The 25741-nt window shown below is 39.1% G+C and carries 23 protein-coding genes and 1 tRNA gene; 9 read left to right on the top strand and 15 right to left on the bottom strand.

Annotated elements, in window-relative coordinates; all coding sequences use genetic code 11:
* Positions 1-4: 4 nt before the first annotated feature.
* Entirely contained in the window at positions 5-679 is a 675-nt protein-coding gene (locus tag POF52_RS04915) for a hypothetical protein (protein ID WP_053487663.1), read from the bottom strand.
* Positions 680-991: 312 nt separating this feature from the next.
* On the opposite strand from POF52_RS04915, the gene POF52_RS04910 reads away from it, so the two are divergent.
* The gene (locus POF52_RS04910; protein ID WP_416433809.1) at positions 992-1948 is read left to right on the top strand and encodes an LCP family protein; all 957 of its coding nucleotides are present in this window, start codon (positions 992-994) and stop codon (positions 1946-1948) included.
* Positions 1949-2162: 214 nt separating this feature from the next.
* The gene (locus POF52_RS04905; RefSeq protein ID WP_014458652.1) at positions 2163-2528 is read left to right on the top strand and encodes a hypothetical protein; all 366 of its coding nucleotides are present in this window, start codon (positions 2163-2165) and stop codon (positions 2526-2528) included.
* A gap of 28 nt (positions 2529-2556) precedes the next feature.
* Here POF52_RS04905 and POF52_RS04900 read toward each other — a convergent pair whose 3' ends face one another.
* The 5 genes from POF52_RS04900 to POF52_RS04880 form a co-directional block, all read right to left on the bottom strand.
* The gene (locus tag POF52_RS04900; protein WP_013084589.1) at positions 2557-3075 is read right to left on the bottom strand and encodes an NAD(P)H-dependent oxidoreductase; all 519 of its coding nucleotides are present in this window, start codon (positions 3073-3075) and stop codon (positions 2557-2559) included.
* Between the two features lie 140 nt (positions 3076-3215).
* Entirely contained in the window at positions 3216-3962 is a 747-nt protein-coding gene (locus POF52_RS04895) for a YwaF family protein (RefSeq protein ID WP_271990257.1), read from the bottom strand.
* A 331-nt stretch (positions 3963-4293) separates the two neighbouring features.
* Positions 4294-5817 carry an ABC transporter permease/substrate-binding protein gene (locus POF52_RS04890; RefSeq protein WP_016765218.1) on the bottom strand — a complete coding sequence of 508 codons (1524 nt, stop codon included), beginning with the start codon at positions 5815-5817 and terminating at the stop codon, positions 4294-4296.
* Positions 5817-6767: an ABC transporter ATP-binding protein gene (locus POF52_RS04885; protein ID WP_013084593.1), complete on the bottom strand. Its 951-nt coding sequence runs from the start codon at positions 6765-6767 to the stop codon at positions 5817-5819. Before POF52_RS04885 ends, POF52_RS04890 begins: the two co-directional genes overlap by 1 nt.
* 254 nt (positions 6768-7021) lie before the next feature.
* Positions 7022-7094 (bottom strand) — tRNA-Thr (locus POF52_RS04880).
* Between the two features lie 210 nt (positions 7095-7304).
* On the opposite strand from POF52_RS04880, the gene POF52_RS04875 reads away from it, so the two are divergent.
* Complete coding sequence (locus POF52_RS04875) at positions 7305-8357, top strand: aromatic ring-hydroxylating oxygenase subunit alpha (protein WP_271990252.1); 1053 nt, start codon at positions 7305-7307, stop codon at positions 8355-8357.
* 34 nt (positions 8358-8391) lie between these two features.
* Here the strand turns inward: POF52_RS04875 and POF52_RS04870 are convergent, their stop codons facing one another.
* Positions 8392-9915, bottom strand: coding sequence for a DHA2 family efflux MFS transporter permease subunit (locus tag POF52_RS04870; RefSeq protein WP_271990250.1), 1524 nt, complete (start codon positions 9913-9915; stop codon positions 8392-8394).
* A 264-nt stretch (positions 9916-10179) separates the two neighbouring features.
* On the opposite strand from POF52_RS04870, the gene POF52_RS04865 reads away from it, so the two are divergent.
* Positions 10180-11082, top strand: a complete 903-nt coding sequence (locus POF52_RS04865) for a TetR/AcrR family transcriptional regulator (RefSeq protein ID WP_271990247.1) — start codon at positions 10180-10182, stop codon at positions 11080-11082.
* Positions 11083-11166: 84 nt separating this feature from the next.
* Here POF52_RS04865 and POF52_RS04860 read toward each other — a convergent pair whose 3' ends face one another.
* Entirely contained in the window at positions 11167-12441 is a 1275-nt protein-coding gene (locus POF52_RS04860; protein WP_271990244.1) for an ATP-binding protein, read from the bottom strand.
* A gap of 271 nt (positions 12442-12712) precedes the next feature.
* On the opposite strand from POF52_RS04860, the gene POF52_RS04855 reads away from it, so the two are divergent.
* Both POF52_RS04855 and POF52_RS04850 read left to right on the top strand, forming a co-directional pair.
* Complete coding sequence (locus POF52_RS04855; RefSeq protein ID WP_025750122.1) at positions 12713-13477, top strand: sulfite exporter TauE/SafE family protein; 765 nt, start codon at positions 12713-12715, stop codon at positions 13475-13477.
* Positions 13478-13710: 233 nt separating this feature from the next.
* Entirely contained in the window at positions 13711-15063 is a 1353-nt protein-coding gene (locus tag POF52_RS04850) for a cation:dicarboxylate symporter family transporter (protein ID WP_271990236.1), read from the top strand.
* 27 nt (positions 15064-15090) lie between these two features.
* Here the strand turns inward: POF52_RS04850 and POF52_RS04845 are convergent, their stop codons facing one another.
* Positions 15091-15486: a hypothetical protein gene (locus POF52_RS04845; protein WP_013058625.1), complete on the bottom strand. Its 396-nt coding sequence runs from the start codon at positions 15484-15486 to the stop codon at positions 15091-15093.
* Between the two features lie 70 nt (positions 15487-15556).
* The gene (locus tag POF52_RS04840; protein ID WP_271990233.1) at positions 15557-16528 is read right to left on the bottom strand and encodes an NAD(P)H-dependent flavin oxidoreductase; all 972 of its coding nucleotides are present in this window, start codon (positions 16526-16528) and stop codon (positions 15557-15559) included.
* Positions 16529-16700: 172 nt separating this feature from the next.
* On the opposite strand from POF52_RS04840, the gene POF52_RS04835 reads away from it, so the two are divergent.
* Positions 16701-18743: a catalase gene (locus POF52_RS04835; RefSeq protein WP_271990230.1), complete on the top strand. Its 2043-nt coding sequence runs from the start codon at positions 16701-16703 to the stop codon at positions 18741-18743.
* A gap of 123 nt (positions 18744-18866) precedes the next feature.
* Positions 18867-19580 (top strand): YoaK family protein, encoded by a 714-nt coding sequence (locus POF52_RS04830; RefSeq protein ID WP_271990227.1) that lies wholly within the window; start codon positions 18867-18869, stop codon positions 19578-19580.
* Positions 19581-19607: 27 nt separating this feature from the next.
* Here POF52_RS04830 and POF52_RS04825 read toward each other — a convergent pair whose 3' ends face one another.
* Positions 19608-20105: a GNAT family N-acetyltransferase gene (locus POF52_RS04825; protein ID WP_013058629.1), complete on the bottom strand. Its 498-nt coding sequence runs from the start codon at positions 20103-20105 to the stop codon at positions 19608-19610.
* A gap of 200 nt (positions 20106-20305) precedes the next feature.
* Here POF52_RS04825 and POF52_RS04820 point away from each other — a divergent pair, with 200 nt between their 5' ends.
* Complete coding sequence (locus POF52_RS04820; protein WP_271990222.1) at positions 20306-20887, top strand: YitT family protein; 582 nt, start codon at positions 20306-20308, stop codon at positions 20885-20887.
* A gap of 37 nt (positions 20888-20924) precedes the next feature.
* Here POF52_RS04820 and POF52_RS04815 read toward each other — a convergent pair whose 3' ends face one another.
* The 4 genes from POF52_RS04815 to POF52_RS04800 all read right to left on the bottom strand — a co-directional run bounded on the left by POF52_RS04815 (position 20925) and on the right by POF52_RS04800 (position 25615).
* A complete protein-coding gene (locus POF52_RS04815; protein ID WP_271990219.1) occupies positions 20925-21893 on the bottom strand; it encodes an LCP family protein in 969 nt (322 codons plus the stop codon).
* 87 nt (positions 21894-21980) lie between these two features.
* Positions 21981-23903 (bottom strand): LTA synthase family protein, encoded by a 1923-nt coding sequence (locus tag POF52_RS04810; protein WP_013084604.1) that lies wholly within the window; start codon positions 23901-23903, stop codon positions 21981-21983.
* A 406-nt stretch (positions 23904-24309) separates the two neighbouring features.
* A complete protein-coding gene (locus tag POF52_RS04805; RefSeq protein ID WP_013084605.1) occupies positions 24310-24663 on the bottom strand; it encodes a cupin domain-containing protein in 354 nt (117 codons plus the stop codon).
* Positions 24664-24715: 52 nt separating this feature from the next.
* The gene (locus tag POF52_RS04800) at positions 24716-25615 is read right to left on the bottom strand and encodes a DMT family transporter (protein ID WP_013084606.1); all 900 of its coding nucleotides are present in this window, start codon (positions 25613-25615) and stop codon (positions 24716-24718) included.
* Between the last annotated feature and the right edge of the window lie 126 nt (positions 25616-25741).

Below are 25741 nucleotides of genomic sequence, written 5' to 3'. Positions count from 1 at the left end.
GAGGTTAAGACAAAGCCGCGTGAAGAGTAGTAAGCTGCTCTTTAATCGCTTTTCGCTGAATACTTACTTTCATCAGCCAGCCATTTTCTCCGTATCTATAAATAAATTCGTACGTACCTTTAGGGAAATATTCTTTTACCAGCATGTCCCGATTTTCAACAAATCCCGGATCGCCAATAAAATAGGTACCTTCTTCAAGCGGAAGCTCATGAACTTTTTTTTCTAGCTGCTTCTCTTCGTCTTCATCATCATCTATAACAATGTGCAGACCGCCTTCATCACGCACAACATCGAATTCACCGTTTTGTTCAAGCTCAAGCACTGGCACCACTTGTCCATTTACCGTTAGCAGCTGCTTCGTTCCTTCAAGGACCTGGGACCAGTGATCATCGTATAAAGTAGAAGAATAAAAAATATATCCCTGAGATTTATATAATAAAAGCAGCTGTTCAAAATGATTTTTCACTTGTTCTTTATCAAACAGAATAACAAAATGCTTTCGATAGAAAAAACTTGTAAAAGGCAGAATAGACGATTGATTAAGCTCTTTAATTATTTCAGCACTATCTTTACCTGAAATAATAGCTCCGGTCAATTCCCCCGCGCCATAAGGTTTCCAATGACTTAACGCCGCTTCTGGAATCAGCACAAGGTTCGAAGATGACACATATATACTCATTCGCTTCACTCCTTTTTTCTACATTTAGACCTATATTTGATTCTCCCCAAATGGAGACTTTCCTCTTATTCCATTCTTAAAAGACAGAACTTTTCCCCTAACTATGATAGATTATAACAAAGATCCTTGAAAAAAATAACCTTTATTTCCTCTTTCTTCTATTTGTAAACTTCTCTTATTTTAGCTGTCTTCGCAGATTTACTAGTGAACGTACTTGCTAATCTAATTCCTTAGTGTTAATTTTATTATGTCGTTTTATAATTTTTTGCATAATTGGTTTCAAACAAAAAAGTATTAATATTTTTGAATGCGATGGTGAGACATTTGGAAGAACGTACAGAACGTAAACAACATAAAAGAAAAAAGCAAAGAAAAAAGAAACGCTTTAGAAAGCTACTTCTTTTCTTTCTCATTCTTGTAATCGCCGCTGGTGCGTATGTGTATTATCAATACCAACAAGGGTTAGCAGAAGCAGACGGAGCTTTTGGGAAAGATGGACAATTTGATTTTAATGGTGCAAGTGCCAATTTAGATAGCATGAATGTGCTGCTTCTTGGAATTGACTCTCGAGGTGAAGAACATTCGCGTGCCGATACAATCATGATTGCTCATTATGACAAAGACAGCAATCAGCCTAAACTTGTTTCTTTGATGCGTGATTCATATGTGGATATTCCTGGACATGGCAAAAACAAATTAAATTCAGCCTATGCATTTGGCGGGCCCGAATTAATGCGTAAGACAATTAAAGAAAATTTCGGCGTAGATGTAAACTATTATGCCGTTGTTGATTTTAAAGGCTTTTCTAAAGTTGCCGATACGATTGCCCCTGAGGGAATTACGGTTACCGTGCCGCACGAAATGTCATCAGGAATTGGCATGACGCTAAAACCTGGAAAACAAACTCTTCACGGAGATAAATTACTAGGATACGTGCGATTCCGACATGATAGCCAAAGTGATTTCGGGCGCGTGAAGCGTCAACAAGAAGTGATCGGTAAATTAATGGATGAAGCTCTTCAAGTAAAGACGCTGGCGAAAGCTCCTAAGCTATGGGGCGTCATTGATCCATATGTGGATACAAATATTCCGCCAAAAACATTTATTGTGATAGGAAAAGATTTTTTAGTTGGAAATCAGCCAGATTTAAAATCTCTTCGTTTACCGGTTGAAGGTTCCTATTCAAATGAACGAATATCCGGTATTGGTGCTGTTTTAAGCATCGACCTTGAAGAAAACAAACAAGCGTTACAGTCATTTTTAAATTAGGAAAAGGTGTCCATTGGCGGACACCTTTTTTTATACTATTCAAAAAAACTTCTGTTTTTCCTCCCTATCCTTCAAAAAAATTTGAGCTTCGACAAAAAATGAAGCCATTTTCCAGGAAACAGCTATTTCTTTGAAGTTCTATTTTTCCTGTTACATGCGTATATGAAAAGAGAAGGACTTCTTTTTTATATTTTTGATTCAAGGAGATGAACGTATGAAATTATATGGTTTTCAATCTGAAGAAGAGCGTTCCTTTCTTCATTCTACCTATAAAGTAAACCCATTGCTTTCTCATACTGGAGATGTCAAAATTAGCTTTCTATCTTTTCAAGAAAATGATTATACCCCTCGTCAAGAAGCTACGATTCCACAGCTTCTATTAGTCGTTCACGGGGAAGGCTGGGTAGCTGGGGATAACGGCCTGAAAATTTATATCAAACAAGGTGAATCCGCATTTTGGAGAGCGGGGGAATCATTTGAAGTCGGGAGTCTAACGGCTATGACAGGATTACTCATTGAAGGATTAGATATCGCTCCTCAAAAGCTGCTTACTTCTTTTTCACGAACAAATGTAAATTAAAAAGCCGCGTTAACGCGGCTTTTTTTTATTATCTTAGTAATCGAGCGTAGCTTTCAGCACTATCTTGAATAACTTTGTCACTCAGGTCACCGCCTGCTCCTTGAAATAAAAATGGCGTTTGGAACTTCATACCTGTTAAATTTGCCGTAGCTTGAAACGGAAGAAGCAGATGATTCATTGGGTAACGGTTGTATCCCCCTTCTTGATAAGCTTCCGCAGGGCCTCCTGTCGAAGTAGCTACGACAAACTCTTTTCCCTGAAGTTTAGTACCTTTGCTTCCATAAGCCCATCCGTATGTTAAGACAACATCTTGCCACTCTTTTAAGAGTGCTGGTGAGCTGTACCAGTAAAATGGAAATTGAAAAACAATACGATCAAATTGAACAGCTAACTCCTGCTCTTTTTCTACATCAATTTTGAAATCGGGATAGTTTGCGTATAAATCATGAACGTACACATTCTCTTCTTTTTTTACTCGCTCTGCCCACGCTTTATTAATGCGAGAAGATGCTAAATTTGGATGCGCTAAAATAACCAGTGTTTTCATTTTGCTACTCTCCTTCTAATGTCTGTGCTTGCTTTGTTCTTTTCTATTTTTTCCGCTTGCTTCTCACGGCTTGCTCAGTCATTCTTTCCTTTTCCTTCAGCAAATCCAAGTTAGTTTACACTTATAAACTACCAGTATTATCATTCTGCTTCAATAAAATTGACTTTGCTTTTATCACCTTTAATTTTTTTATGTATCCAAAACGGCAGATAAAGGACAAGAAAGCTAAGAATCATCATTCCTTCAATCCATACTAAATACCAAGGATGAGGTCCAAGAACATCCAGCAAGGAAGCGTGTTCTGGCTTTTTCATCATGTATAAATAATTCGCCCCGAGTAAACAATTCATGACATAGATAAAACCTCCGTACAGATTAACAAATACTACGCTTACCCACAAAGAACGAAACGTCGGCTCATATCTGCAAACAGCAATTAGCATACAGCAAGCAAGTACCACACCGCCATGCGATACATAAAACTGCACATAGCGAAACTGGGCATACGCATAGCCGCCAAGGTCTGGGGTAATCATCGCTTGAACAGAGCTGCTGATTCCTGCGAAGTACACAAAATAAAAAAGAAACCTACTTTTGGTTATCAGCATAACAGCAGCCAGCAGCACGACTATATCACTGAGCTGAAGAGGCAAGGAAGTTTCAGCAGACCACTGATGGCAGCTGATTTCCCAAGCTTGGTAGGCTGTTTCTGAAGCAATTAGAATGAGTGAAAGCAAAATGAACACAAACCTCTTTTTTCGCAGTTGCTTTCGACACAAAAAAATAAATGCTCCTATAATCACGATAATAGCTAAAGTTACAAGATGTTCAACTGAAAAAAGCTGAAAGGAATGTTGTACAGGATGACACGTAAAAAATGAATTCATAAAAGCGCCTCCCTTCCATCAGAAAACAAATTCGGTACCTTTAGCTTGTTCATAAGACCTCATTTTCATTAATGCTTCTCTCGCATTAAAAAGAGATTGAGACATAACGAAATCACGCCAATCTAAAGACGGACGAATGGTGTAAATAATCGAGTATGGATCACTTCTTGCACCGCAGTTGATTTCCATGCAAGGCTTCGCTTTCCGCGGGAGTCTTCGCGTTGCCCTCCAATCAACTGCTAGAACCAACTAAAATAAAGAGATCCGAACGATTCATCATTCGGATCTTCTTTCAACTAACATACTGTTATCCTAGCTTTTTTCTTCGTTTTTACTCTCTAATTAATCCTTTTTTCACTAAGAATTGATGAGCAACTTCTTCAGCCGTTTTTCCTTTCGCATTTACTTGATAGTTCATTTCACGCATTTCCTCATCACTGATTTTACCGCCCAGTTGATTTAAGATTTTTTTCAGTTCAGGGTGCTCTTTTAGCGTATCTTCACGAAGCACAGGCGCTCCTTGATACGGCGGGAAGAGCTGCTGATCGTCTTTTAAGACTTTCAAACCAAACTGTTTAATTTCAGGGTCCGTTGCGTAAGCATCAAGCATGTTAATATCGCCTTTTTCTACAGCGCGATAGCGAAGCTTCGGCTCCATGGTTTTAATATTGGGGAAGGTAAGGCCATATTCTTTTTGGATGCCTACATAGCCATCTTCACGATCTTTAAACTCAAGCGTAAATCCTGCTTTTACTTTATCTGTTGCATTTGCCAAATCTGAAATAGTTGTTAGATTATTTTCTTTGGCAAATTCTTTTGTCACGGTCAATGTGTACGTATTATTAAACTTCATTGGATCTAAATAGACAAGACCGAATTTCTTTTGAAACTCTTCTTTTGCCTGCTTGTACACCTCTGTTTCATCTTTGCTGTCCGGCTGTTCCTTTAGATGCGTCACAATGGCTGTACCTGTATATTCAGGGTACAAATCGATTTCCTTGTTACGCAGAGCCTCAAATACAAATACCGTTTTCCCAAGCGACGAACGAAGATTTACTTTCATATCCGTTTGATCTTCAATTAATTCTTTGTACATATTAATTAAAATGTCTTGTTCTGCACCAATTTTCCCTCCGATAACAAGGTCTGGTTTTGTTGCGCTCATCGCTGCAAACGGAGAAACAAGAATGAGTATTAATACGATGATCATAATAAACGAGCGTTTTTTGGACCCTTCTTTAGCTGAGTGTTCAATCGTTCGCAGAATTCCATCAAAAATAAGCGCTAATAATGCTGCTGGAATGGCTCCTAATAAAATCAAACTATTATCGCTTCGGTCAATACCAAGCAAAATTAAGCTTCCGAGTCCGCCCGCTCCGATAAGAGCCACGATTGTCGCTGTGCCAATAATGAGTACCATCGCTGTGCGAATTCCGGCCATAATGACAGGAAGTGCTAGAGGAAGTTCTACTTTAATTAATCGTCTCCACGAGTTCATCCCCATGGCTTTGGATGCTTCAATTAAAGATGGATCCACTTCTTTAATTCCGGTATATGTATTTCGTACAATAGGAAGAAGCGAATATAAAAACAGCGCAATAACCGCGGGAAAGGTTCCAATTCCGACAAGAGGAATCAGTAACCCTAATAAAGCGAGTGAAGGAATAGTTTGCAGTACGGCTGTTACGCCAATGATTGGTTCAGCAATGCGGTCATGCCTCGTTAAGTACAGTCCGAGCGGCACTGAAATTAATACGGCGATAACAAGAGCCAGTACTGAAATTTGAATGTGTTCAAGAAGAGCTTGAAACAGTGCATCTCCTCGTTGATCTAATAATGTGCTTAGTGCATTCATTACAGCGTTCCTCCTTCTTTCGTTTTATCAGAAAGAAACGCTAATAGAGTTTTGCGCGTTACAACGCCAATACGTTTGCTCCCTTTTTTCACGGCTATTGCTTCATGATCGTAAAGGGCGTCCATTGCCTGCTGAACAGTGGCAGTTGAAGCTAACTCTTCAGTAGGTTCTACGTCTGGCTGTTCACTTTCTTTGACAAACATATCCAATGTCTCAAATAAAGCATTGCCTTGATTTCCAATAAATGTTTTTACAAATTCATTTTTAGGCTTTTGAATGAATTCCTCCGGGGTTCCAACTTGAACAATTTCCCCATCTTTCATCAGGCAGATACGATCTCCAAGCGTCATCGCTTCGCTCATATCGTGCGTAACAAACACAAATGTTTTTTTGATTTTTTCTTTTAAGCTAATAACATCTTGCTGAAGCTGTTCGCGGCTTAACGGATCAAGGGCACTAAAGGGTTCGTCCATTAAAATAACGGGGGGATCAGCTGCGAGGGCACGTGCTACACCTACACGTTGCTGCTGGCCACCTGAGAGCTCAGACGGCTTTCGGTTTCGATACTGCTTTGGGTCTAGTCCTACCAAAGTAAGCAGTTCATCAATGCGCGTTTTGATTTTATTTTTCTTCCAATGCTTCATCTCGGGTACAATGGCTATATTTTCAGCAATGGTCATATGGGGAAAAAGAGCAATCTGCTGCAGGACATAACCAATGTTCCAGCGTAGCTTATGTATGTTGTGGTCCGATACGAGCTTATCTTTTATGTATAGTTCTCCTTCGGTAATATCATGAAGACGGTTAATCATTTTTAAGGTGGTTGTTTTCCCACACCCACTCGGACCAATTAAAACGAAAAACTCTCCTTCTTTAATTTCTAGATTAATATTTTTCACGGCGGTCGTACCGTCTGGATACTGCTTGGACACATTCTTAAACGTAATCAAATTATCGTTCACCCTCCCTGTTGAAATTTAACCCCGAGTTTCGTGTACCCAATATTCAGAGGCAATAAACATTCTTTTAAGAATATTTCTAAATATGATTCATAAGACACAGGGGAAAAGATACACATATTTTCTCATAACCTCCTAATAAGGCTATCAAACTGTTAAAGTTTTCACAAGGCGGGAAAGAATAATTTTAAAGCCGACACAAATAAAAAAAACCTTCTTTCAACAAGAAAGAAGGTTTTTTAGTATGCTAGCGACAGGGATCGAACCTGCGACCTCTTGCTTACCATGCAAGTGCTCTACCTACTGAGCTACACCAGCGTCTTGGAAAATTATATCACGTTTAAATTCATTTAGGAAGCGCTTTTTTAAATTTTTTTATTGGTATATTCTCTAATTTACGTCTTCTGAAATTCGCACTTTCTACAAAGTTCCATATTTTATGTTAGAACTCCTTACATAAATTGTGTGAATTTTCTTTTTTTATATTACCCTTAGTAAAAGAGCTTACAAAAGAAGGGAAGAAAATAGATGGAACAACAACCAACCATGACCAAATCAAAAACGGCAACTCCCTACCCAAGAGACTGCACGTTCAGCCTGGAAGATTGGACGACGCTCGCTAAGTATTGGTACCCCGTCGCACGCTGCAGTGATGTAACAGAGAAACCAACATCCGTAAAACTGCTAGATGTAAATCTAGTTCTATACCGTACCACACACAAAGTAGTAGCGGCTCGTGATTTATGCGTTCACCGAGGCACCCCGCTTAGTATGGGCTGGGTGGAAGATGATGAAATTGTCTGTCCTTACCACGGCTTCCGCTATGCAACGGACGGCGCATGCACGTCGATTCCAGCTCACCCTGATGCCAACATTTCTCCCCGCCTGTGTATGGCTGTCTATCCAGTTATTGAACGATTTGGATTAGTGTGGACTTCCCTGACAGGTGAACAAGATAACCTGCCTTACTTCGATGCGTGGGAGGCCCCTGATTTTCAGCAAATTGTTTGTCCGAGCTTTGATATCATGGGTTCGGCCGGTCGTCAAATGGAAGGCTTTTTAGACGTAGCTCATTTTGCTTGGGTGCATACGGACACATTTGGTGATCGAAACAACGCCTTTGTGCCTAAATATAAAGTAAGCGATACAGATTATGGGCTTCATGTAGAATATACGAGCACCGTGAGCAATTATTCCAAAGAACAGCAGCATTTAAATCCACCTGATTTTAAATGGCTTCGCGTCTTTGATGTTTATCCGCCGTTTACAGCTACGCTAAAAGTATACTTCCCAGAAGGCGCAGAGCTGTGGATTATGAATGCAGTCTCTCCTATTTCAGCCCGCGAAACACGTTTATTCGCACCAATCGCTCGAAACTTTGACAAAGATTCGAGCGTTGAAGGTGTGTATGACTTTAACCTTCGCGTCTTTGACGAAGACCGTGAAATGGTTGAAAACCAAAAGCCTGAAGACTTGCCTTTAGACCTGCAGATGGAAGCGCATATTATGGCTGATCAAACGTCCATCGGCTACCGGAAATTATTAAAGAAAATGGGCTTAAGCTTTAGATATACAAGCTAAAGAAATCCCCGCTGTCTCAGCGGGGATTTCTTTTTTATTTAGCAAACTGCTCGCTTCCTGCTTTTTCCTTTATCACTTCATCTTCACTTGCCGGCGTGGCGCGTTTCATAAACAATGAAAGAATTAAGGCAACCACCACTAGTACTACTGAGACGGCAAACGCATCGTTAATTCCTTGTACCATTGCCTGCATCCCAATTTGTTCTTTCATTTGAGCTGCCCCGGCTGCCGTTGCATTCGCTGCTCCTGCTCCGCTCATTGCATCTTGAGCAAGCTCTTTTGCATGCGTAGCTGTACGATTTGACATCACCGTTACTAAAAGAGCCGAACCAATAGCTCCCGATACTTGTTGAAGCGTGTTATTCATCGCAGTACCATGCGGATTAAAGCGCTGCGGCAGCTGATTTAATCCGTTTGTCATAACCGGCATCATCACCATAGACATTCCGAACATGCGAAGCGTGTAAAGCGTAATGAGCGTTGTATATGTCGTATCAAGCTCTAAGTTACTGAAGAAATACGTCGTGACGGCTGTAATCGTTAGACCCGTTACAGCCAGTGCACGCGCTCCGAATTTATCAAATAATTTTCCGGTAATCGGAGACATCACACCCATGAGTAGCGCACCCGGAAGCATTAGTAATCCTGAGTGAAGCGGAGAAATGCCTCGTACCGTTTGAACATAAATTGGCATTAGCAGCATGGCTGAGAATAATGCCATTGTAATCACCATTGAAATCGTTGATGATAAAGCAAACATTGGATATTTAAAAATGCGGAATTCAAGCATAGGTGTTTTCAGCTTGAACTGACGCGTAATAAATAAAATCAGCGCCACAGCTCCTACGATAATGGTGCCGTATACTTCCACAGAATCCCAGCCTTTATCCCCTGCTGAGCTAAATCCGTATAGAAGTCCTCCAAATCCAATTGTAGATAACAAAAGAGATAAAAAATCCAAATTGATTTCCACTTTTTCTTTTTTGTCTTTTAATAGGAAGAAAGCACCTATTAATACAATTGCCGCGATTGGCGTAACAAGGTGGAACAGCATTCTCCACTCATAGTGTTCAATCAGCCACCCTGATAAGGTAGGACCAATTGCCGGAGCAAAAATCATAACTAAACCGAAAATTCCCATCGCAGCTCCGCGTTTTTCTAATGGGAAACTTGTGAGCAATACGTTCATTAAAAGCGGCATCATAATGGCTGCGCCTGATGCTTGAATAATACGAGCGGTTAACAAGACCGAAAATACGGGCGAAGCACCGGCAAGTATTGTTCCTGCTGTAAATAAAGTCATAGCCGTTAAAAATAAGCCTCTGACAGAATAACGCTGAATTAAAAAAGCGGTAGTTGGAATCATAATACCATTCACTAACATATAACCAGTAGAAAGCCACTGGACAGTTGACGTTGTCACATCTAAGTCTTTCATAATAGACGGCAGCGCCACGTTTAATAACGTTTCATTCAACAATGAGATAAAAGCGCCAATTAACAAAATAGCAATTATGCCATAAGGCGGCTTTTCCATTTGATTTATCGATTGACTCATTATTGTACCTCCTTATACTTTAAGTTCATTTTTTTAGACACATGTTCTACATAGAGTATATTATACTGTGAGTTCAATTTATGCAAGCGAAAAATCTTGCGTTCATGTCCTTTATTTTATCGACTTTTTTAGTCCTGTAATCCTTTTATATCAATACATTGTCGTGATATCGTCTTTTTTTTGAAAAGAACATTTGTGTAAACGCTTTAAATCATGTATCATAAAGTTGGACCGTGAGTCTAATTTTATATTTAGGTGATAATAATGAATAACCGAAAACAGCAAGTTGTAAAAAATGCACACCATCTCTTCGTTGAAAAAGGATTTCAAGCTACATCTATTCAAGACATCATTGATTATAGCGGCATTTCAAAAGGAACATTCTACAACTATTTTTCTTCAAAAAATGAATTATTAATCGCTGTTTTTACCTGGCTTCATACAACAATTGAACAAGAGCGAAATCAGCTGCTGGTTGGTAAAAGCCTGACCGATGTAGATGTGTTTGTTAAACAGATTGATGCACAGATGAAAAACCATCATAAACATAAATTTTTTACATTACTTGAAGAAGTATTTGTTTCCAATGATCCCGATTTAAAAGCATACATAAAAAACACCCAGTTTATTGAAGTAAACTGGGTTTACAAACGGTTCATTGATTTATTTGGACAAGAAAAGAAACCGTACCTGCTAGATTGTGCAATTATGTTTCTTGGCATGCTTCATCGCAACTTTCACTATAATTTTATGGTTAACGGCACAAATACTGACCCGCATGAGATCATAAGCTACAGTGTCAAGCGCCTGCTGCCTCTTGTAGACGAAGTAGCAAATTCAGGAGACATTTTGCTCGATCCACAAACGATTAAAGAATGGCTTCCATCTTGCCCGAATACTAAAAATCAAATAGGACAGGACATTTCTGCAGCACTTATCGATTTAAAAAAACAAGTTCACAAACAATTTACGGATGAATTCGAACGTCAAAAATGCACAGAGCTTATTAGTTTTATTGAAGAAGAGCTGTTTAAACAATCAAAGCCCCGCAAGTTTGTTGTGGATAGTGCTCTTCATTCATTAAAGCAGCTGCCTGTTAACAACAGTAAAACGAACCTAGAGGAACTGCAGGCGATGATTGATCAGTATGTGAGTGAACTGCATTAAAAAATCCGAATACGTTTGATTCTCCCTTAAGAATCAAACGCATTCGGATCTTCCTTCAACTAAATAACTTTTGTCCCAGCCTTTTTATTCATACAGCGGAAATTCAAGTGAAAAACACGTTTCTTTTCCTTTTACGCTAGACACACTCACTTTTCCCTTCATATAATGAATAATACTGAAAGATACCATCGTTCCAAGCCCGGTACCTTTTTCTTTTGTTGTAAAATACGGTTCGCCTAGCCGGTTGATTTGTTCTTGCGTCATGCCGCAGCCCGTATCAATAATATCCACAATAACAGCTCCGCCTTCTTTTGTTACTTTAATGGTTAACGTGCCTCCATTTTGCATGGCTTCAATACTATTTTTAAATAAATTGATTAGGCACTGCTGAAGCTTTCTTCTTTCTCCCATTACGAAGAACTTCACTTTTTCATCAAATGTAAAATCAATAGCGACTCCATTCATATTGGCAAGAGGCGTCATAATATGGGTGACATGATGAATCTCTTCTGAAATATTCATTTTTTCATTTCGTTCCGGAGCAGAATTGGCAAACAGCAAGTAATCATCAATGATTTCTTTTGCACGATCTAGTTCATTAATCGCAATGGAAATGTAACGTTTTTTAGCAGGTTCTTTTTCATCTTCTTGCAGCATTTGCATAAATCCTCTGCTTGCCGTTAGAGGATTTCGCACCTCATGAGAGATGCTGGCAGCTAAATGACTGACAATTTCTAGTTTCTCTGCTTTCATCAGGCGCTGCAGCACTAGTAAATTTGCCCGTATTGCTTCCCACAGTATGGTAATTACAAACATTCCTGCTACATCTAAAATCGCAAATTGAACCCACACGCTAATCGGAATGCTTGTTACGCGCAAGATAAAAATAGATACAAGCATAGCTAATAAAGAACCGATTATACTAAGACAGGTGCTTACGATAATTCGATTTTTTAATGAAAAATGTAAAAAGTATTTTGTTATGAAAAATAAAGGAATGGATAAAATCGGAAGAGAAATTAGTGTTGATAAAAACCCTACATCGTACCCGCCAATTAGCAAGCGCAGCAGTAAAATAAAGACAAAAAGCAAGCTCCCTAGCGGCCAGCCTCCATATAACGTTCCTAAAATATAAGGAATTCTTCGTAGATCCATTCGATAGTCATCCGGGACATAAGCTCCGTTAACCGGAAACAAAAGGCAAAAGGCAATGGCTAAAATCGGAAATACCGCGATATAACGATCTTTCCACCAATGAATTTTTTTAGCATACTTGATTAAATAAAACATCTGCACTAAAAACAGCGCCAATAAAATAAATAGAAAATTAATTAACAAATCTTTCGTGACAAAACTCATGCATTCACCGGTCTTTCAAATGAGATAAAAATAAACTCTTTTATTGCATTTACATTTGTAACACAAATTAGAGCGTAATCATAGATAAATAAACGTATTCTATTTACTTTTTTACAACTTCCTATCACTTTATCGTCCGTTCCCTAAAATAGTGAAGGCTAAGAAAACCTTTTCAACTTCACTAAAAATATTCAGAATTTTATTTACATATGAGTTACAATGCTCTATAATCAGATCAATGTACTTGGTTTTGAGAGTAGGAGGACGAAATATGGAACTATCAATTACCTTAATGGGATTATTCGTTGGAACCCTTGTAGGCTTAACGGGGGTTGGAGGTGCCGCTTTATTAACACCTTTACTGATTGTACTCGGCATTAACCCTTCCATTGCCGTAGGAACAGATCTTGTCTACAATTCTATCACAAAATTATTCGGAGTCGCTCAGCACTACAAACAGCGAACCATTAACTTTAAATTAGCAAAATATTTAGCCTTCGGAAGTATTCCGAGCGCTGTGCTAGCTATTGTCACACTTCATGCATTTCCATCTTTTCACGAGCATCAAGAAACGATTATTAAGCACGCTCTTGGATATGTCATGACGCTGGTTGCCATTTCAATTATCTTTCGCGTCTTTTTTGATAAATTAATTCGCCCAAATCGGTTTCAGGAAATGGACTTAAATCAGAAAAAAGGATTAACAATCGGAATTGGCGTAGTCTTTGGATTCATTGTCGGACTAACATCGATTGGTTCGGGCTCATTATTTGCGATTGCGATGCTGTACTTATTTAAGCTAAAAACATCTGAGCTGGTTGGAACTGATATTGCACATGCGTTTCTTCTCGTTACGGTGGCTGGTATTTTAAATGCAAGCTTTGGAAGCGTGGATTACATGTTGACTGCTAACCTATTAACTGGATCTATTCCAGGTGTGTTAATCGGAAGCCGTTTATCAACGAAAGTGCCTTCAAGACCGCTTCAAGCCATTATGGCAACCATCATTCTAATTAGCGGAATTAAATTAATTTAACAAATAAAAGCACATGCCTTTGCATGTGCTTTTTATTAACTTTTTTAAAGATCTACATTAAAAATAATAATGTTTTAAACCACTTCCCTTCCCTTCTTATACACTTCAACTAATATTTTTATTGAATTTTAGTCAAAGAGACCAATGACATCTCAAACAACCTTACGTTAAAATGTAAAAAAACATAACATCTGTTGTGATATCCAAAAAATTGTACGACGAAGGGAGAACACATGACACAAACAGCGGCAAAAAGTAAGCAAAAACCTTTTTATAAAGGTCTTTTCTTTCAAATTATGATGGCAATTGTACTTGGCATAGCCGTAGGATATCTATGGCCAAGCTTTGGAAATGCTGTGAAACCGATTGGAGACGGTTTTATTAAGCTTATCAAAATGCTGATTGCTCCTCTTATTTTTGGAGTAGTCGTTGTTGGAATTGCCAAGGTTGGAAACATTAAAACAGTTGGGCGTATCGGCGGAAAAACCATTCTTTACTTCGAAATTGTCACAACATTCTCCCTATTGATCGGTCTATTAGTAGCAAACGTAATGAACCCCGGCACCGGTATGAATGTTGAGCCTTCAAGCTTAAACACAAGCGAAGTGGACGCGAAGACAAACGGCTCTGAACTTCCGAGTGAAGGTGATTTTTTTCTTAATATGATTCCAGACAGTGCAGTTGGTGCTTTTTCAAGCAACTCCATGCTTCAAGTGCTTTTAATTTCTTGTTTGTTTGGCATCGCGCTTGTCCATATAGGTGAAAAAACAGCAGAGACCCTTTTAAATGTATTGGAAAAAGTAAATGATGTGTTGTTTAAAATTATGGGATACATTATGAAATTAACGGCTCTTGCCACCTTTAGTGCCATGGCATTCGCAGTTAGTCAGTACGGTCTTGGAACACTTGCTGCATTCGGAAAGTTATTTATCGCTATGACAATTGCCTGTCTAGCATTTGTTCTTGTTTTAGCTGTTATTTTACGAATCTATTTAAAATTAAGTTTGTGGAAAGTCATTCTATATATACGAGAAGAAATTATGCTGGCATTTGCTACGGGTTCCACTGAAGCCGTTATGCCGCAGCTCATGGATAAATTCGAACAAGCAGGATGCAACAAAGCAGTCGTGGGCCTTGTTGTGCCTACAGGCTATTCGTTTAATCTAGACGGTGCTTCCATTTACCTGTCTCTTGCCCTCGTCTTTTTAGCACAAGCAACAGGTGTGGATTTGAGCCTCACTGATCAGCTTTTAATGCTTGGTGTTCTTCTTCTTACGTCTAAAGGAATGGCTGGTATTCCAGGATCAGCTTTTGTTGCTCTCTCGGCTACCGCAGCAGCAACAGGATCCATTCCGGTAGCTGCCGTTGCTCTGATGCTCGCTCCTGATCGCTTTATGGGTAATTACCGGACTACAGTTAATATTATTGGTTATGCGGTAGCTGCTTTTATTATCGCACGATGGGAAAATTTATTAGATCTACAAAAAGCAAATGATGTGCTGGACGGAAAAATTGCGTATCAGCCCAAAAATGCTGAAATTTCTCTCCCAGAGAGTATTCCAGCAGCCAATGAACAAGCATTTTAACAAAAAAATTTCCTGGCCGAGACAAGTCTATTTTGCTTGTTTTTCGGGCAGGAATTTAATTGTTACATGAAAGGCCTTTTGCTGAAACTTATTTTCTTCGAGTATTTTATATACCATTTGTTTAATCGTTTCTTGCGTTTTGGCATCAGCTGAAACGGAAGGCTCCATATACACATCCAGCTCTACTCTGTCTTTTGAGTAAAGGGAAGAATTCACGCCCCTTGATTCATAGCCCGCTTCAGTTAAACCGCTGCTGATTTTATGCCAAATATCCAGTTTGTCCATTTGTTTAATAACAGGCTTTGCTTCTTCGTACACTTGTGCTTGCTGAGTCTTGAAAACTTCTTCTTTTTTAGTAAAAACTGCATACCCTGAACCTACTACTAAAAACGTCATAATAGCAAATGCTCGCATCCTTTTCATTCTCTCACCTCATTTAGAGATATAGATTATAAATATGCGAATAATTGCTGCGGTATGACGGCTTGTATCTCTACTTCTTTTCCACTATACTCAGCAGTCGTTTAGAACCAGCTTCTGCTTCTTCTATCATACTGTCAAAAAGCTCTTGCACCGTTGGAATATTATCAATCAGTCCAACGACTTGACCTGCCCATCCATAGCCTTCATCGATTTTATTTTCATAAATATATCGGCAGTTTGCCACTCCGCTAATGACGTCTTTTAACTCTTCGTACCTCTCTCCTTGCTGCTCACGCTCAATAATGTCAAGAGTATAGTGGGACTTCAATACGCGTCCAGGTGCTCCGAACGAACGTTTAATAACCACAGTATCGGTTTCTTTTGCTTCTACAATAGCTTGTTTATACGCATCGTGGGCATCTACACATTCTTTTGTCGCGATAAAACGTGTTCCCATTTCTATCCCTTCAGCGCCTAATGATAACGCTGCTAATAATCCTTGTCCATTTCCAATCCCTCCGCTTGCCAAAACCGGAATTGACACAGCCTCAGCTACTCGAGGAATTAATACCATTGTGCCGAGATCCTCACGTCCGATATGTCCTCCTGCTTCTTGCCCCACTGCCATGACAGCATCTGCTCCTAGCTTCTCAGCTTTTTGAGCTTGACGCACGTTGGCTACAAGCACGAGCGTTTTAATTCCTGTTCCTTTTAATCTCTCAAAAATAGGTGCGGGATTTGCTCCTGTTATGGAAACAACAGGCACACCTTCTTCTACTGCTACGTCGAGAAGTTCTTTATAAGAACCTTCTGTTTGACCTCCAACAGCAAAATTAACGCCAAAAGGACGCTCAGTTAAAGAACGTACTTTCTTAATTTCAGCTCGAAGTTTCTCAGGTGTTCGGAGCGTCATAGCTGTAATTTGTCCAAGCCCTCCTGCATTTGAGACAGCAGCAGCAAGTTCGGCGTACGCTAAATAAGCCAGACCTCCTTGTACAATTGGATATTGAATTCCTAATAAATCTGTTACCCGTGTTTTCATCTATGTATCCCCTCTCCTTTTATTTTCTTATTTATGAATACTTATTCATAATCATAACAAGAAAATAACGGATTTCCTACGAAAAAATTCCAACATTTCTGTTTGCTTCAACTTTTGATAGGGTACACATTTTGTAATGATTATTAACTAAAGATCAAGGAGGAAAACATGTATGACAAAAAAGCACCCTGTAAATGAAAAAAGCAAGCAAGAACAGCTCGAGCAGTTTAAAACAGATGATCGAAACCAAGCGCTCACAACCAATCAAGGGTTAAAGCTTTCCGAAGATGAATTTTCTTTAAAAGCAGGTGAACGTGGTCCAACCCTTATGGAAGACTTTCATTTCCGTGAAAAAATGACGCATTTTGACCACGAGCGCATTCCTGAACGCATCGTTCATGCACGAGGCTTCGCTGCTCACGGAGAATTTGAACTGTATGACTCTCTCAGTGAATATACAAAAGCCGAATTTTTACAGAATCCATCTGTAAAAACACCTGTATTTGTCCGTTTTTCTACTGTAGCAGGTTCTAAAGGTTCAGCTGAAACGGTGCGCGACGCCCGTGGTTTTGCAACAAAATTTTATACAGAAGAAGGAAACTATGACTTAGTTGGAAATAACATTCCCGTGTTCTTTATCCAAGATGCGATTAAATTTCCGGATTTAATTCACGCTGTTAAGCCTGAGCCACACAACGAAATGCCGCAGGCAGCTTCAGCACACGATACGTTTTGGGATTTTGTCGCCAATAACCAAGAGTCTGCTCACATGGTCATGTGGTCAATGTCAGACCGTGCAATTCCACGCAGTTTGCGTATGATGGAAGGCTTCGGCGTACATACTTTTCGCTTAGTTAATGCAGAAGGAAAAGCTCATTTTGTCAAATTTCACTGGAAGCCTGTGCTCGGAACGCATTCCCTTGTTTGGGACGAGGCTCAAACAATTTCTGGGAAAGACCCGGATTTTCATCGCCGCGATTTATGGGAATCGATTGAAAACGGAGACTATCCTGAATATGAGCTAGGTATTCAAATCATAGATGAGGAAGATGAATTTAAATTCGACTTTGACATTCTCGATCCAACTAAGCTTTGGCCTGAAGAAGACATTCCCGTCAAATTGGTTGGAAAAATGACCTTAAATCGAAATGTAGACAACGTATTTGCCGAAACGGAACAAGTCGCATTCCATCCGGGACATGTGGTACCGGGAATTGATTTTTCCAATGATCCTCTCTTACAAGGAAGATTGTTTTCATACACAGATACCCAGCTTATTCGTCTTGGCGGTCCGAATTTTCACGAACTTCCAATCAACCGTCCAGTATGCCCGTTTCATAACAATCAACGAGACGGTTACGGACGTCAAACAATTAATAAAGGGCCTGTCAGCTATCACAGAAACTCTCTTGCAGCCAATACGCCGGCTCCTGTCTCAGAGTCAGAGGGCGGTTATGCTCACTATCAAGAAAAAGTGGAAGGAAGAAAAGTTCGAAGCCGAAGCGAAAGTTTTAAAGACCACTTTTCACAGGCAACGCTATTTTGGAATAGCATGAGCGATACTGAAAAAGAGCATATTATCAGTGCTTTCAGCTTTGAGCTTGGAAAAGTGAAAAGCAAGTCTGTTCAGCAGCAGGTCGTTGATATGTTTGCCAACGTCAGTACAGTGCTAGCTAAACAAGTAGCACAAGCGATTGGTGCCACGCCTCCATCAGGAGAAGACGCGCCAGTGACCAAGTCATCTCCGGCTCTTAGTCAAGAACAGACGATTAAAAAGCCGAATACGCGTAAAGTAGCTGTCATTGTAGCTAATGACTTTATGGGTGACCTACCACAAGTGTTAAATAGTTTAAAACAACAGGGCATTCAGCCTGAAATTGTAAGCACAACCCTCCAAAACGTGAAAGGAACAGACGGGTCAGAACTTGAAGTACAGCACACGTTCTTAACAAGTGATTCTGTTTTATTCGATGCGGTTTATGTTGTCGGAAGCGCGTCCGCTGATGAGAAGTTTCGTAAAGAAGCACTGACGTTTGCTCAAGAAGCATTCGAGCATTTTAAACCAATTGGCGCGTCGGATGAAGGCGTTAAGTGGCTAAAAGCTGCTGGTTTAGATAGCAGTCCCGGTGTCGTAACTGGAGAAACTACACGCTTTACAGATGAATTTATTGAAGCTATTTCAGCTCACCGCCACTGGAATCGTCACGTTATATAAATTACAAAAAAGATAGGGACCTACCCTATCTTTTTTCTATGAAATCACAGTAATTGAAGAAAAGCTTTTCTTTTGCTTATACTAGATAATGCACCTTAGATTTTCAGGAGGCAGAAAGAAGACATGCTCACAAACAAATCATCTTACTTTTTACAATTAACGAAACAATTCAAAAAAGCTGCAACGGCAAATTCAGTTATCCTTGGAATTTTGTTAGCTATTGTGGGAGGTTTTCTTGATGCTTATACGTATATAAGCAGAAACGGAGTATTCGCAAATGCACAAAGTGGAAATATCGTCTTATTAGGTGTAAAGGCAGCGCAAGGTCAATGGACAGAAGCTTTTTTTCATATTCCCCCTATTGTAGCCTTTATCCTAGGCGTTGCTGTAACCGAAACATTTAAGCAGCCGCGATTTGTATCTGTACTCCCTGATACTTCTCGTATCGTATTGCTTTTAGAAATTGTCGCACTCATTATCGTTGGTTTTTTACCGTCTAGTGTTCCTAATATGTTGGTTACAGTAACAATTTCATTTGTTGCTGCTCTTCAAGTTTCTTCATTTAGAACTTTGATAAAATGGTCATATAATACAACCATGACAACCGGAAACCTTCGTACTGCTTCTCAAGCAGCATACTATGCTATATTCAAACGCGATGAAAATGCTGCTTATCAGTGCCTTCGTTTTACCGCCATTATCCTCTCTTTTTTGAGCGGGGCAATGTTAGGTTCTATTTCTACTTTCACCCTGGGGACAAAAGCAGTTTGGCTAGCTTCTGCTATTCTTTTTCTCGCTTTTGTCATTTTAAATTCAGAATCTCAAAAAAGCCTTTGAAATCATTGATTTCAAAGGCTTTTTTTATTAAACTGATTTTCTAAATGCCATAACGTGCAAATCTTTTACCGGATAAAAATCGTTATCAGGAAAGCGAACGTAACCTCTTTTAGTGTACAGCTTAATGGCATGTTCCATTGAATGATCTGTATGTAAACCTAAATAAGAACACCCTAGCTCCCGAGATTTTTTTTCACACGCTTCAAGAAGCGCGTTGGCGACTCCTTTTCGGCGATGCGACGGAGCAACTGCCAGCAGACGAATTTCAGCCCATGGAAATGGCTTTAACAATCCTCCGTATACATCCGTATTTGGGGGATAAAACAAAACGCTTCCTGCCATTTCTCCATCGATTTCAGCTACAATGCACTCAAATTTCTTTTCTTCACTCAGGGTATGTAAAATTCCCTTTCGATATCTTTTCCAGTGTGCTTCTGATTTTACAGCTGCATATTGCTCATAAGCAGCAAGCGTCACTGTTTCAATAGATGATGTTTCTTCTTCTCTAGCTTTTCGAACGATCAATTTTTTCTCCTCCATTTACCTTCTTCGTTAATTCTTATTGTCTATGGTGAACCATGTTTATGCAACACATTTGCATCTTAAAACAGCTTCCTTTGCATATATTTAATCCGTTCATTATGGTTTCTAAAGCGGTCTTTGTGCTGAAACTCTGCTTGTCTTCATATACATATAAAGAGATTCATAGACAAGGATGAGACAGCATGTATAAAAAATTGATTGCAATTGGAATTGGCAGTGTGTTTGTTAGTATCGGGATTAACGTTTTTATTCTTCCGCTTCAGCTTGTAACAGGAGGCATTACCGGAATTAGCTTAATCATTAATTATTTACTTGGCTATAAAGTAGGTGTGATGATTTTTTGCTTAAACTTGCCGATTTACCTTCTCGCCTTGGGTTTTAACCGCTCTTATTTTTTAAATGCTATCTATGGCATGGTTCTCTCAGCCGTTATGATTGATTTGCTGTTTCCGCTTCACGGGATTTTTCACCTTCCCATTATCTTAAGCGCTTGCCTTGGAGGTGTTTTTAACGGAATCGGAACCGGCATCATGCTCCGGCAGCACGCAAGTCAAGGCGGGGTCGACTTATTTTCTCTGATACTTGCGAAATGGTTATCTTTAAACCCCGGCATCATCATTTTAGTGATTGACGCATCTATTATTATTTCAGGTATTTTACTGCTTCAAAACGATACAGCTATTTATTCATTATTCATTGTTGTATGCTCTGGTATAGTGACCAGTTTAATTACGTCATTCAAACACATCATCGTCTATGTATAAGGAAAAAGCCTCGAGACATGCGTCTCGAGGCTTTTCTTTATTTGTCATTTAAGAATTCTTGCAGCGCTTCTTTATTTTTATCTAAATCAATATCAAGCACCATACCAACACCGCTATACGTTTTGTTTTCAAATGATCCGTCTAACGGCAGTCGCAGGCTTTGAACATCTTTCATGTTTCCTGTTACCACATCTTTAGCCAGAAGCATCATGCTTTTTGTATCTAAATTTGTATCGATGTAAGGATCCATTACGCCGAGAAGCTTCGGTATTTTAAACACGCTGTTTAGGCTTGCTGCTTCATCTTTAAGCTTTAAAACGACTCCTTGCTGGCGCTGAACGCGTCCAAAATCACTCATGTTATCATGGCGAAAACGTACGTAGCCAAGCAGTTGTTCACCGTGTAAAACTTGGGTACCTTTGTGAAGCGTCATACCAATTCCCGAAGACATATCGTGAGGCACGGTTACTTCAATGCCGTCAGGTGCAATCGTATCTACAATTTTTGAAAACCCTTCGAAGTCCACAACTGCATAATAGTTAATATCGATATCAAAATTTTGTTTGATCGTTTGACGCAGCAGCTCAGGACCTCCGAACGCGTAAGCAGCATTCAGCTTTTGCTTGCCGTGTCCTGGAATATCCACGTACATATCCCTCATAAGGGAAACAATTTTCGGGTGTTTGCTTTTAGAATCGTAGTGAGCAATTAAAATAGAGTCTGTACGAGAATGCTTTTCCCCGCGCGAGTCACTTCCTAACAGCAGCATATTTACTTCTCCGTTATTTGGGAGACTGCCTTGAAACTGTTCAAATGTCGTGCCGTCATCCGCAAATTTACCACCGCTTGCCATCGATAGCCCTTGCTTATATTGGAAATAGCTGTATATGCCTCCAACGATAATAAAAAGAAACAACAAAGCAAAGAACACTCTGCCCCATCGAACTCTTCTTCTTCTTTTGCGTCTTGTTCGCTCCACGTTTCTGTCACCAGCTTTCTTTTTCAATGAAGTTCTCATAAAACAAGCAAGTAGCTAAGCTTTTAAAAAGCTCCTCTACTTGCTTGTTTGGATTGTATGGTGTGAAAGCTTACATTACTTTTCTGTTTCTTGGTCTTTTCCATACATGTATTTTGATGGATCGACCGCTTTAAAGTCATCTAATTTATTAAATCGTAATAAATCACCGTATAACACTTTATCAGAAAGTTCTAGCTCTCTTCCAACTTTCTTTTTATAAGCTTTCGCTTCGTCTGTTGCTGTGATTCTTTCTCCTGTGTTTGTATCGTAATACTTGCCGTCAATTGACGTGTATTTCGGAGAAACATAATCACCGTTTCTAAATGCTACTACCTGATCGTGGTCTTTTGATAATAAATCTGTACCGAATTGAACATACTCTTTACTATCAATTCCCACTAAGTGAAGAAGCGTAGGCACTACGTCAATTTCACCGCCGTACGTGTGGTTCACTCCACCTTTTACACCTGGTACGTGAAGGAAGAACGGTACGCGTTGAAGCTGAGCGTTTTTATATGGCGTAATTTTCTCGCCAAGAACTTTTTCCATTGCTTTGTTATGATTTTCAGAAATACCGTAGTGGTCGCCGTAAATCATAATAACTGAGTTGTCATATAAGCCTGAAGCTTTTAGCTCTGTAAAGAATTCTTGCAGTGATTCATCCAAATAACGAGCCGTTTGGAAATAACGGTCTACCGTTCCATCTCCTGTGTTTGCCGGCTCAATGCTAGCATCGCCTTTATCAAGGACAAATGGGAAATGGTTTGTTAATGTAATCATATGCGCATAGAACGGCTGCTTCAATGACTGTAGCATTGGCATAGATTCTTTGAAGAATGGCTTATCTTTTAATCCATAGTTTACTTTGTTATCACCAGTCATATTGTAATAACTTGCATCAAAGAATTTATCCACACCGAACTGTTTATAAATTTCATTACGGTTCCAGAACGTTTTATAGTCTCCGTGTAAAACGGCACTTGTATAGCCGCCCTCTTGATCTAAGATCGCTGGTGCTGCTTGGTACGTGTTGCGGCCTTTTAAGCTAAATGCTGATCCTTGAGGCAAGCCGTATAATGATGTATCCATCATAAGCTCTGCATCAGCTGTTTTACCTTGTCCTGTTTGATGGAAGAAGTTATCAAAATACATAAATTCATTTCCATTTGCTAATGAGTTTAAAAACGGCGTTACTTCTTGCCCGTTTAACTTGTAGTTAATCAGGAATGACTGAAATGACTCTAGATGAATTTTAATAATGTTTTTTCCTTTTGCTTTACCGGCATACTCAATATTTGGAGCTGCATAGTGACTTGTACTGAAGTTTTTCACTGTTGTTAAGTCATCACTGCTTGCGAATGCTCGCTGCTTTGAGTTTTTAAACGTTTGAACTGCATCATACACCGTGTAGTTGTATGCTCCTAAATATTTCACTAGGTAGTTGCGATCAAATGTTCTTGTTAATAATTCAGGGCGATCTTTTTCAGCATAGTGCAAGTTAATTGCAAAAGCGATAGCTCCTGCCGCTAATACCATGAACGTATAGCGGAATTTAAGGCGTGCTTTTGGCCATTCGATTTTTCTAACAAACAATAGCGCAATCAGTAAAATGATATCTACAAAGTAAAAAATATCGTGAGCTTTTACTAAATCAGCGATACTGCCTCCCATATGACCCACATTGCTTGTTTGCGTTAAAGTAGGCAATGTCACAAAGTCATTGAAGAATCGATAATATAAAATATTGCTGTACAAAATGACCGTCATGATTGTACTAAGGATAAGCGTCCAAACGATGGCTCTTTTCCCTTTTGCAAACAATGCTAACCCTAAAAAGATCAAAGTTGAACTAATTGGATTAATAAACAATAACGTTTTTTGCATTGAGTCACTTATATCTAAGTTGAACTCCACTTTGTAAGACATGTAAGACTTGATCCACATGAATAAAACCGCTATAAAAAAGTAAAACAACGGCTTTGAAAATAGTTTTTTCATTTTCAAATTCCTTTCACTAAAAAGTAGAGATTTCATGTTCAGCTAACCTCAGGAAAGTCCCCTCCATTAAATCGTAACGGTTACGTCCTGCAAAAGATTACCTGAAAATGATTCAATTTGTCAAACAATATCATCTTCATCTCTTTTTTTAGTCATCTACAAAATTTACATTTCAACTTGTAATCTCTTATTTTTTATCTTGATGTTAATATTACACAATTGTTAATTTGTAAATTTTGTTCTCCCTATATTGCATACATATTAATTTACCACATTTCTGCTCTGCAATAAAAGTATTTTTATTTTATTAGGCATAATATTTCACTTACTGAATGAAAAGGTACTATTGTACTGGACGATATTCTTCGCTTACTGTTAGGACTAGTAAAAATAGACTTATCTATGCTTAATCTTTATCTTTCTCAACAGCTATGCGGTCTCCTTGTGCAAAGGGCTGTGAAATAACAAGAAACTCAATATCTTCGCCCGAACAATTCATCATTTGATGAAGAATGGACGGAAGCACTTCTATTCCTTCATGTGCTTTTACATCATAAATAATTCCGTCTACTTCTAGAGCAGCTGTTCCTTTTAGCACAAAGAAAAATTGCTGTGCTCTCGTGTGATAATGCCTTACCTCTTTCGTATGAGGAGGCATGCGCTCATGAATAATACTTACGTCTTTATTTTTCACCAGGTGCCACCCATCGCATTTTCTTCCCCACACGTAGTGTTCTGCGTTTTGCTTACTGACTTTCATGACCAGCTCCCCTTTTTCTAATAAATGAAGACCTGCAGATGAAATAGAAATTCTATGTGATCTTTTTAATCTTGCTAGTGGAAATACTTTTTTTAGATGAAGGTTTTGGCTTCAAAGTAAAAATCATTCCTAAAAAGATCAAAACAATGCCTGCCAGCTGAAAAAGCGTCGGGCGAAATCCCGTGAATGCTGTATCTAATAAAATAGCAACAGCTGGATCTAAAAACACTAGAACCGAAATCACCTGAGTTTTTAAATAGCGCAGGCTGTCGAAAAACAAATAATACACTAAACCAGTATGTACAAAGCCCGTTACTAAAATTGCTGTCCAATTGGACGCTGTTAAGAAATGAAAATCACTAAAATGAACAAACGGCAATAATAAAAAAACCCCTACAAAAGTCTGAAGAAATGTAACAGCGTAAGCACTCGTATGAATAATTCCTTTGCCAAGCAGCGTTGTGCATGCATAAAACAAAGCGGCTAAAAGCGCCCACAGTATTCCTGACGACATGAAGCCATCAATCGTAAGTTCCTTCACTCCAATAATCAGAAGTGCTCCCACAAAACAAATGAAAATAGACATAACGCCAAGAACCGTTAATTTCTCCTTAAATATAAAGCTTCCCAAAAGCAATACTAAAACGGGTGCAAGATGATAAATAGAAATAGCTACCGTAACGGACATCATTTCAAATGCTTTAAATAGAAACACCCAGTTAAACACAAGGAATATGCCGCACAGTAAAATTTGCTTTATTTCTTTGGCATTCCATTTCTCCCTTTTATATTCACCCGTTACAAACCAGCACATTCCGAGAAAAAGCGTTGCACAAATACAGCGAACAAATACTAAATCAAAAGAAGGCAGTCCAGTTTGTGTGGAGAAAAAGCCAATTGAACCAAAAATACTCATTGAAACCATCATTTTTACCATTGGGTCTGCTTTCATTTCCCCACCTCACTTTCAGAAAACTATTATTATTCAAACATAAAGAAATCTATTTGTAAATTAATGGTTCATAAGCTCTGTTCCATGAGAAAGCAAAAAGCGCAAAGACACGGGGTCAGTCCCATC

It is taken from the genome of Priestia sp. AB, assembly GCF_028369225.1.
In the GTDB taxonomy this organism is placed as follows: domain Bacteria; phylum Bacillota; class Bacilli; order Bacillales; family Bacillaceae_H; genus Priestia; species Priestia megaterium.
Note: the sequence above shows the minus strand (reverse complement) of the source record. Positions and strands in the feature narration are given on the sequence as shown.

Excerpts from the sequence above, each read along its gene's own strand:
- POF52_RS04915 (WP_053487663.1), bottom strand. The coding sequence starts at position 679 with ATGAGTATATATGTGTCATCTTCGAACCTTGTGCTGATTCCAGAAGCG.
- POF52_RS04910 (WP_416433809.1), top strand. The coding sequence starts at position 992 with ATGGTGAGACATTTGGAAGAACGTACAGAACGTAAACAACATAAAAGA.
- POF52_RS04905 (WP_014458652.1), top strand. The coding sequence starts at position 2,163 with ATGAAATTATATGGTTTTCAATCTGAAGAAGAGCGTTCCTTTCTTCAT.
- POF52_RS04900 (WP_013084589.1), bottom strand. The coding sequence starts at position 3,075 with ATGAAAACACTGGTTATTTTAGCGCATCCAAATTTAGCATCTTCTCGC.
- POF52_RS04895 (WP_271990257.1), bottom strand. The coding sequence starts at position 3,962 with ATGAATTCATTTTTTACGTGTCATCCTGTACAACATTCCTTTCAGCTT.
- POF52_RS04890 (WP_016765218.1), bottom strand. The coding sequence starts at position 5,817 with ATGAATGCACTAAGCACATTATTAGATCAACGAGGAGATGCACTGTTT.
- POF52_RS04875 (WP_271990252.1), top strand. The coding sequence starts at position 7,305 with ATGGAACAACAACCAACCATGACCAAATCAAAAACGGCAACTCCCTAC.
- POF52_RS04870 (WP_271990250.1), bottom strand. The coding sequence starts at position 9,915 with ATGAGTCAATCGATAAATCAAATGGAAAAGCCGCCTTATGGCATAATT.
- POF52_RS04865 (WP_271990247.1), top strand. The coding sequence starts at position 10,180 with ATGAATAACCGAAAACAGCAAGTTGTAAAAAATGCACACCATCTCTTC.
- POF52_RS04860 (WP_271990244.1), bottom strand. The coding sequence starts at position 12,441 with ATGAGTTTTGTCACGAAAGATTTGTTAATTAATTTTCTATTTATTTTA.
- POF52_RS04855 (WP_025750122.1), top strand. The coding sequence starts at position 12,713 with ATGGAACTATCAATTACCTTAATGGGATTATTCGTTGGAACCCTTGTA.
- POF52_RS04850 (WP_271990236.1), top strand. The coding sequence starts at position 13,711 with ATGACACAAACAGCGGCAAAAAGTAAGCAAAAACCTTTTTATAAAGGT.
- POF52_RS04845 (WP_013058625.1), bottom strand. The coding sequence starts at position 15,486 with ATGAAAAGGATGCGAGCATTTGCTATTATGACGTTTTTAGTAGTAGGT.
- POF52_RS04840 (WP_271990233.1), bottom strand. The coding sequence starts at position 16,528 with ATGAAAACACGGGTAACAGATTTATTAGGAATTCAATATCCAATTGTA.
- POF52_RS04835 (WP_271990230.1), top strand. The coding sequence starts at position 16,701 with ATGACAAAAAAGCACCCTGTAAATGAAAAAAGCAAGCAAGAACAGCTC.
- POF52_RS04830 (WP_271990227.1), top strand. The coding sequence starts at position 18,867 with ATGCTCACAAACAAATCATCTTACTTTTTACAATTAACGAAACAATTC.
- POF52_RS04820 (WP_271990222.1), top strand. The coding sequence starts at position 20,306 with ATGTATAAAAAATTGATTGCAATTGGAATTGGCAGTGTGTTTGTTAGT.
- POF52_RS04810 (WP_013084604.1), bottom strand. The coding sequence starts at position 23,903 with ATGAAAAAACTATTTTCAAAGCCGTTGTTTTACTTTTTTATAGCGGTT.
- POF52_RS04805 (WP_013084605.1), bottom strand. The coding sequence starts at position 24,663 with ATGAAAGTCAGTAAGCAAAACGCAGAACACTACGTGTGGGGAAGAAAA.
- POF52_RS04800 (WP_013084606.1), bottom strand. The coding sequence starts at position 25,615 with ATGAAAGCAGACCCAATGGTAAAAATGATGGTTTCAATGAGTATTTTT.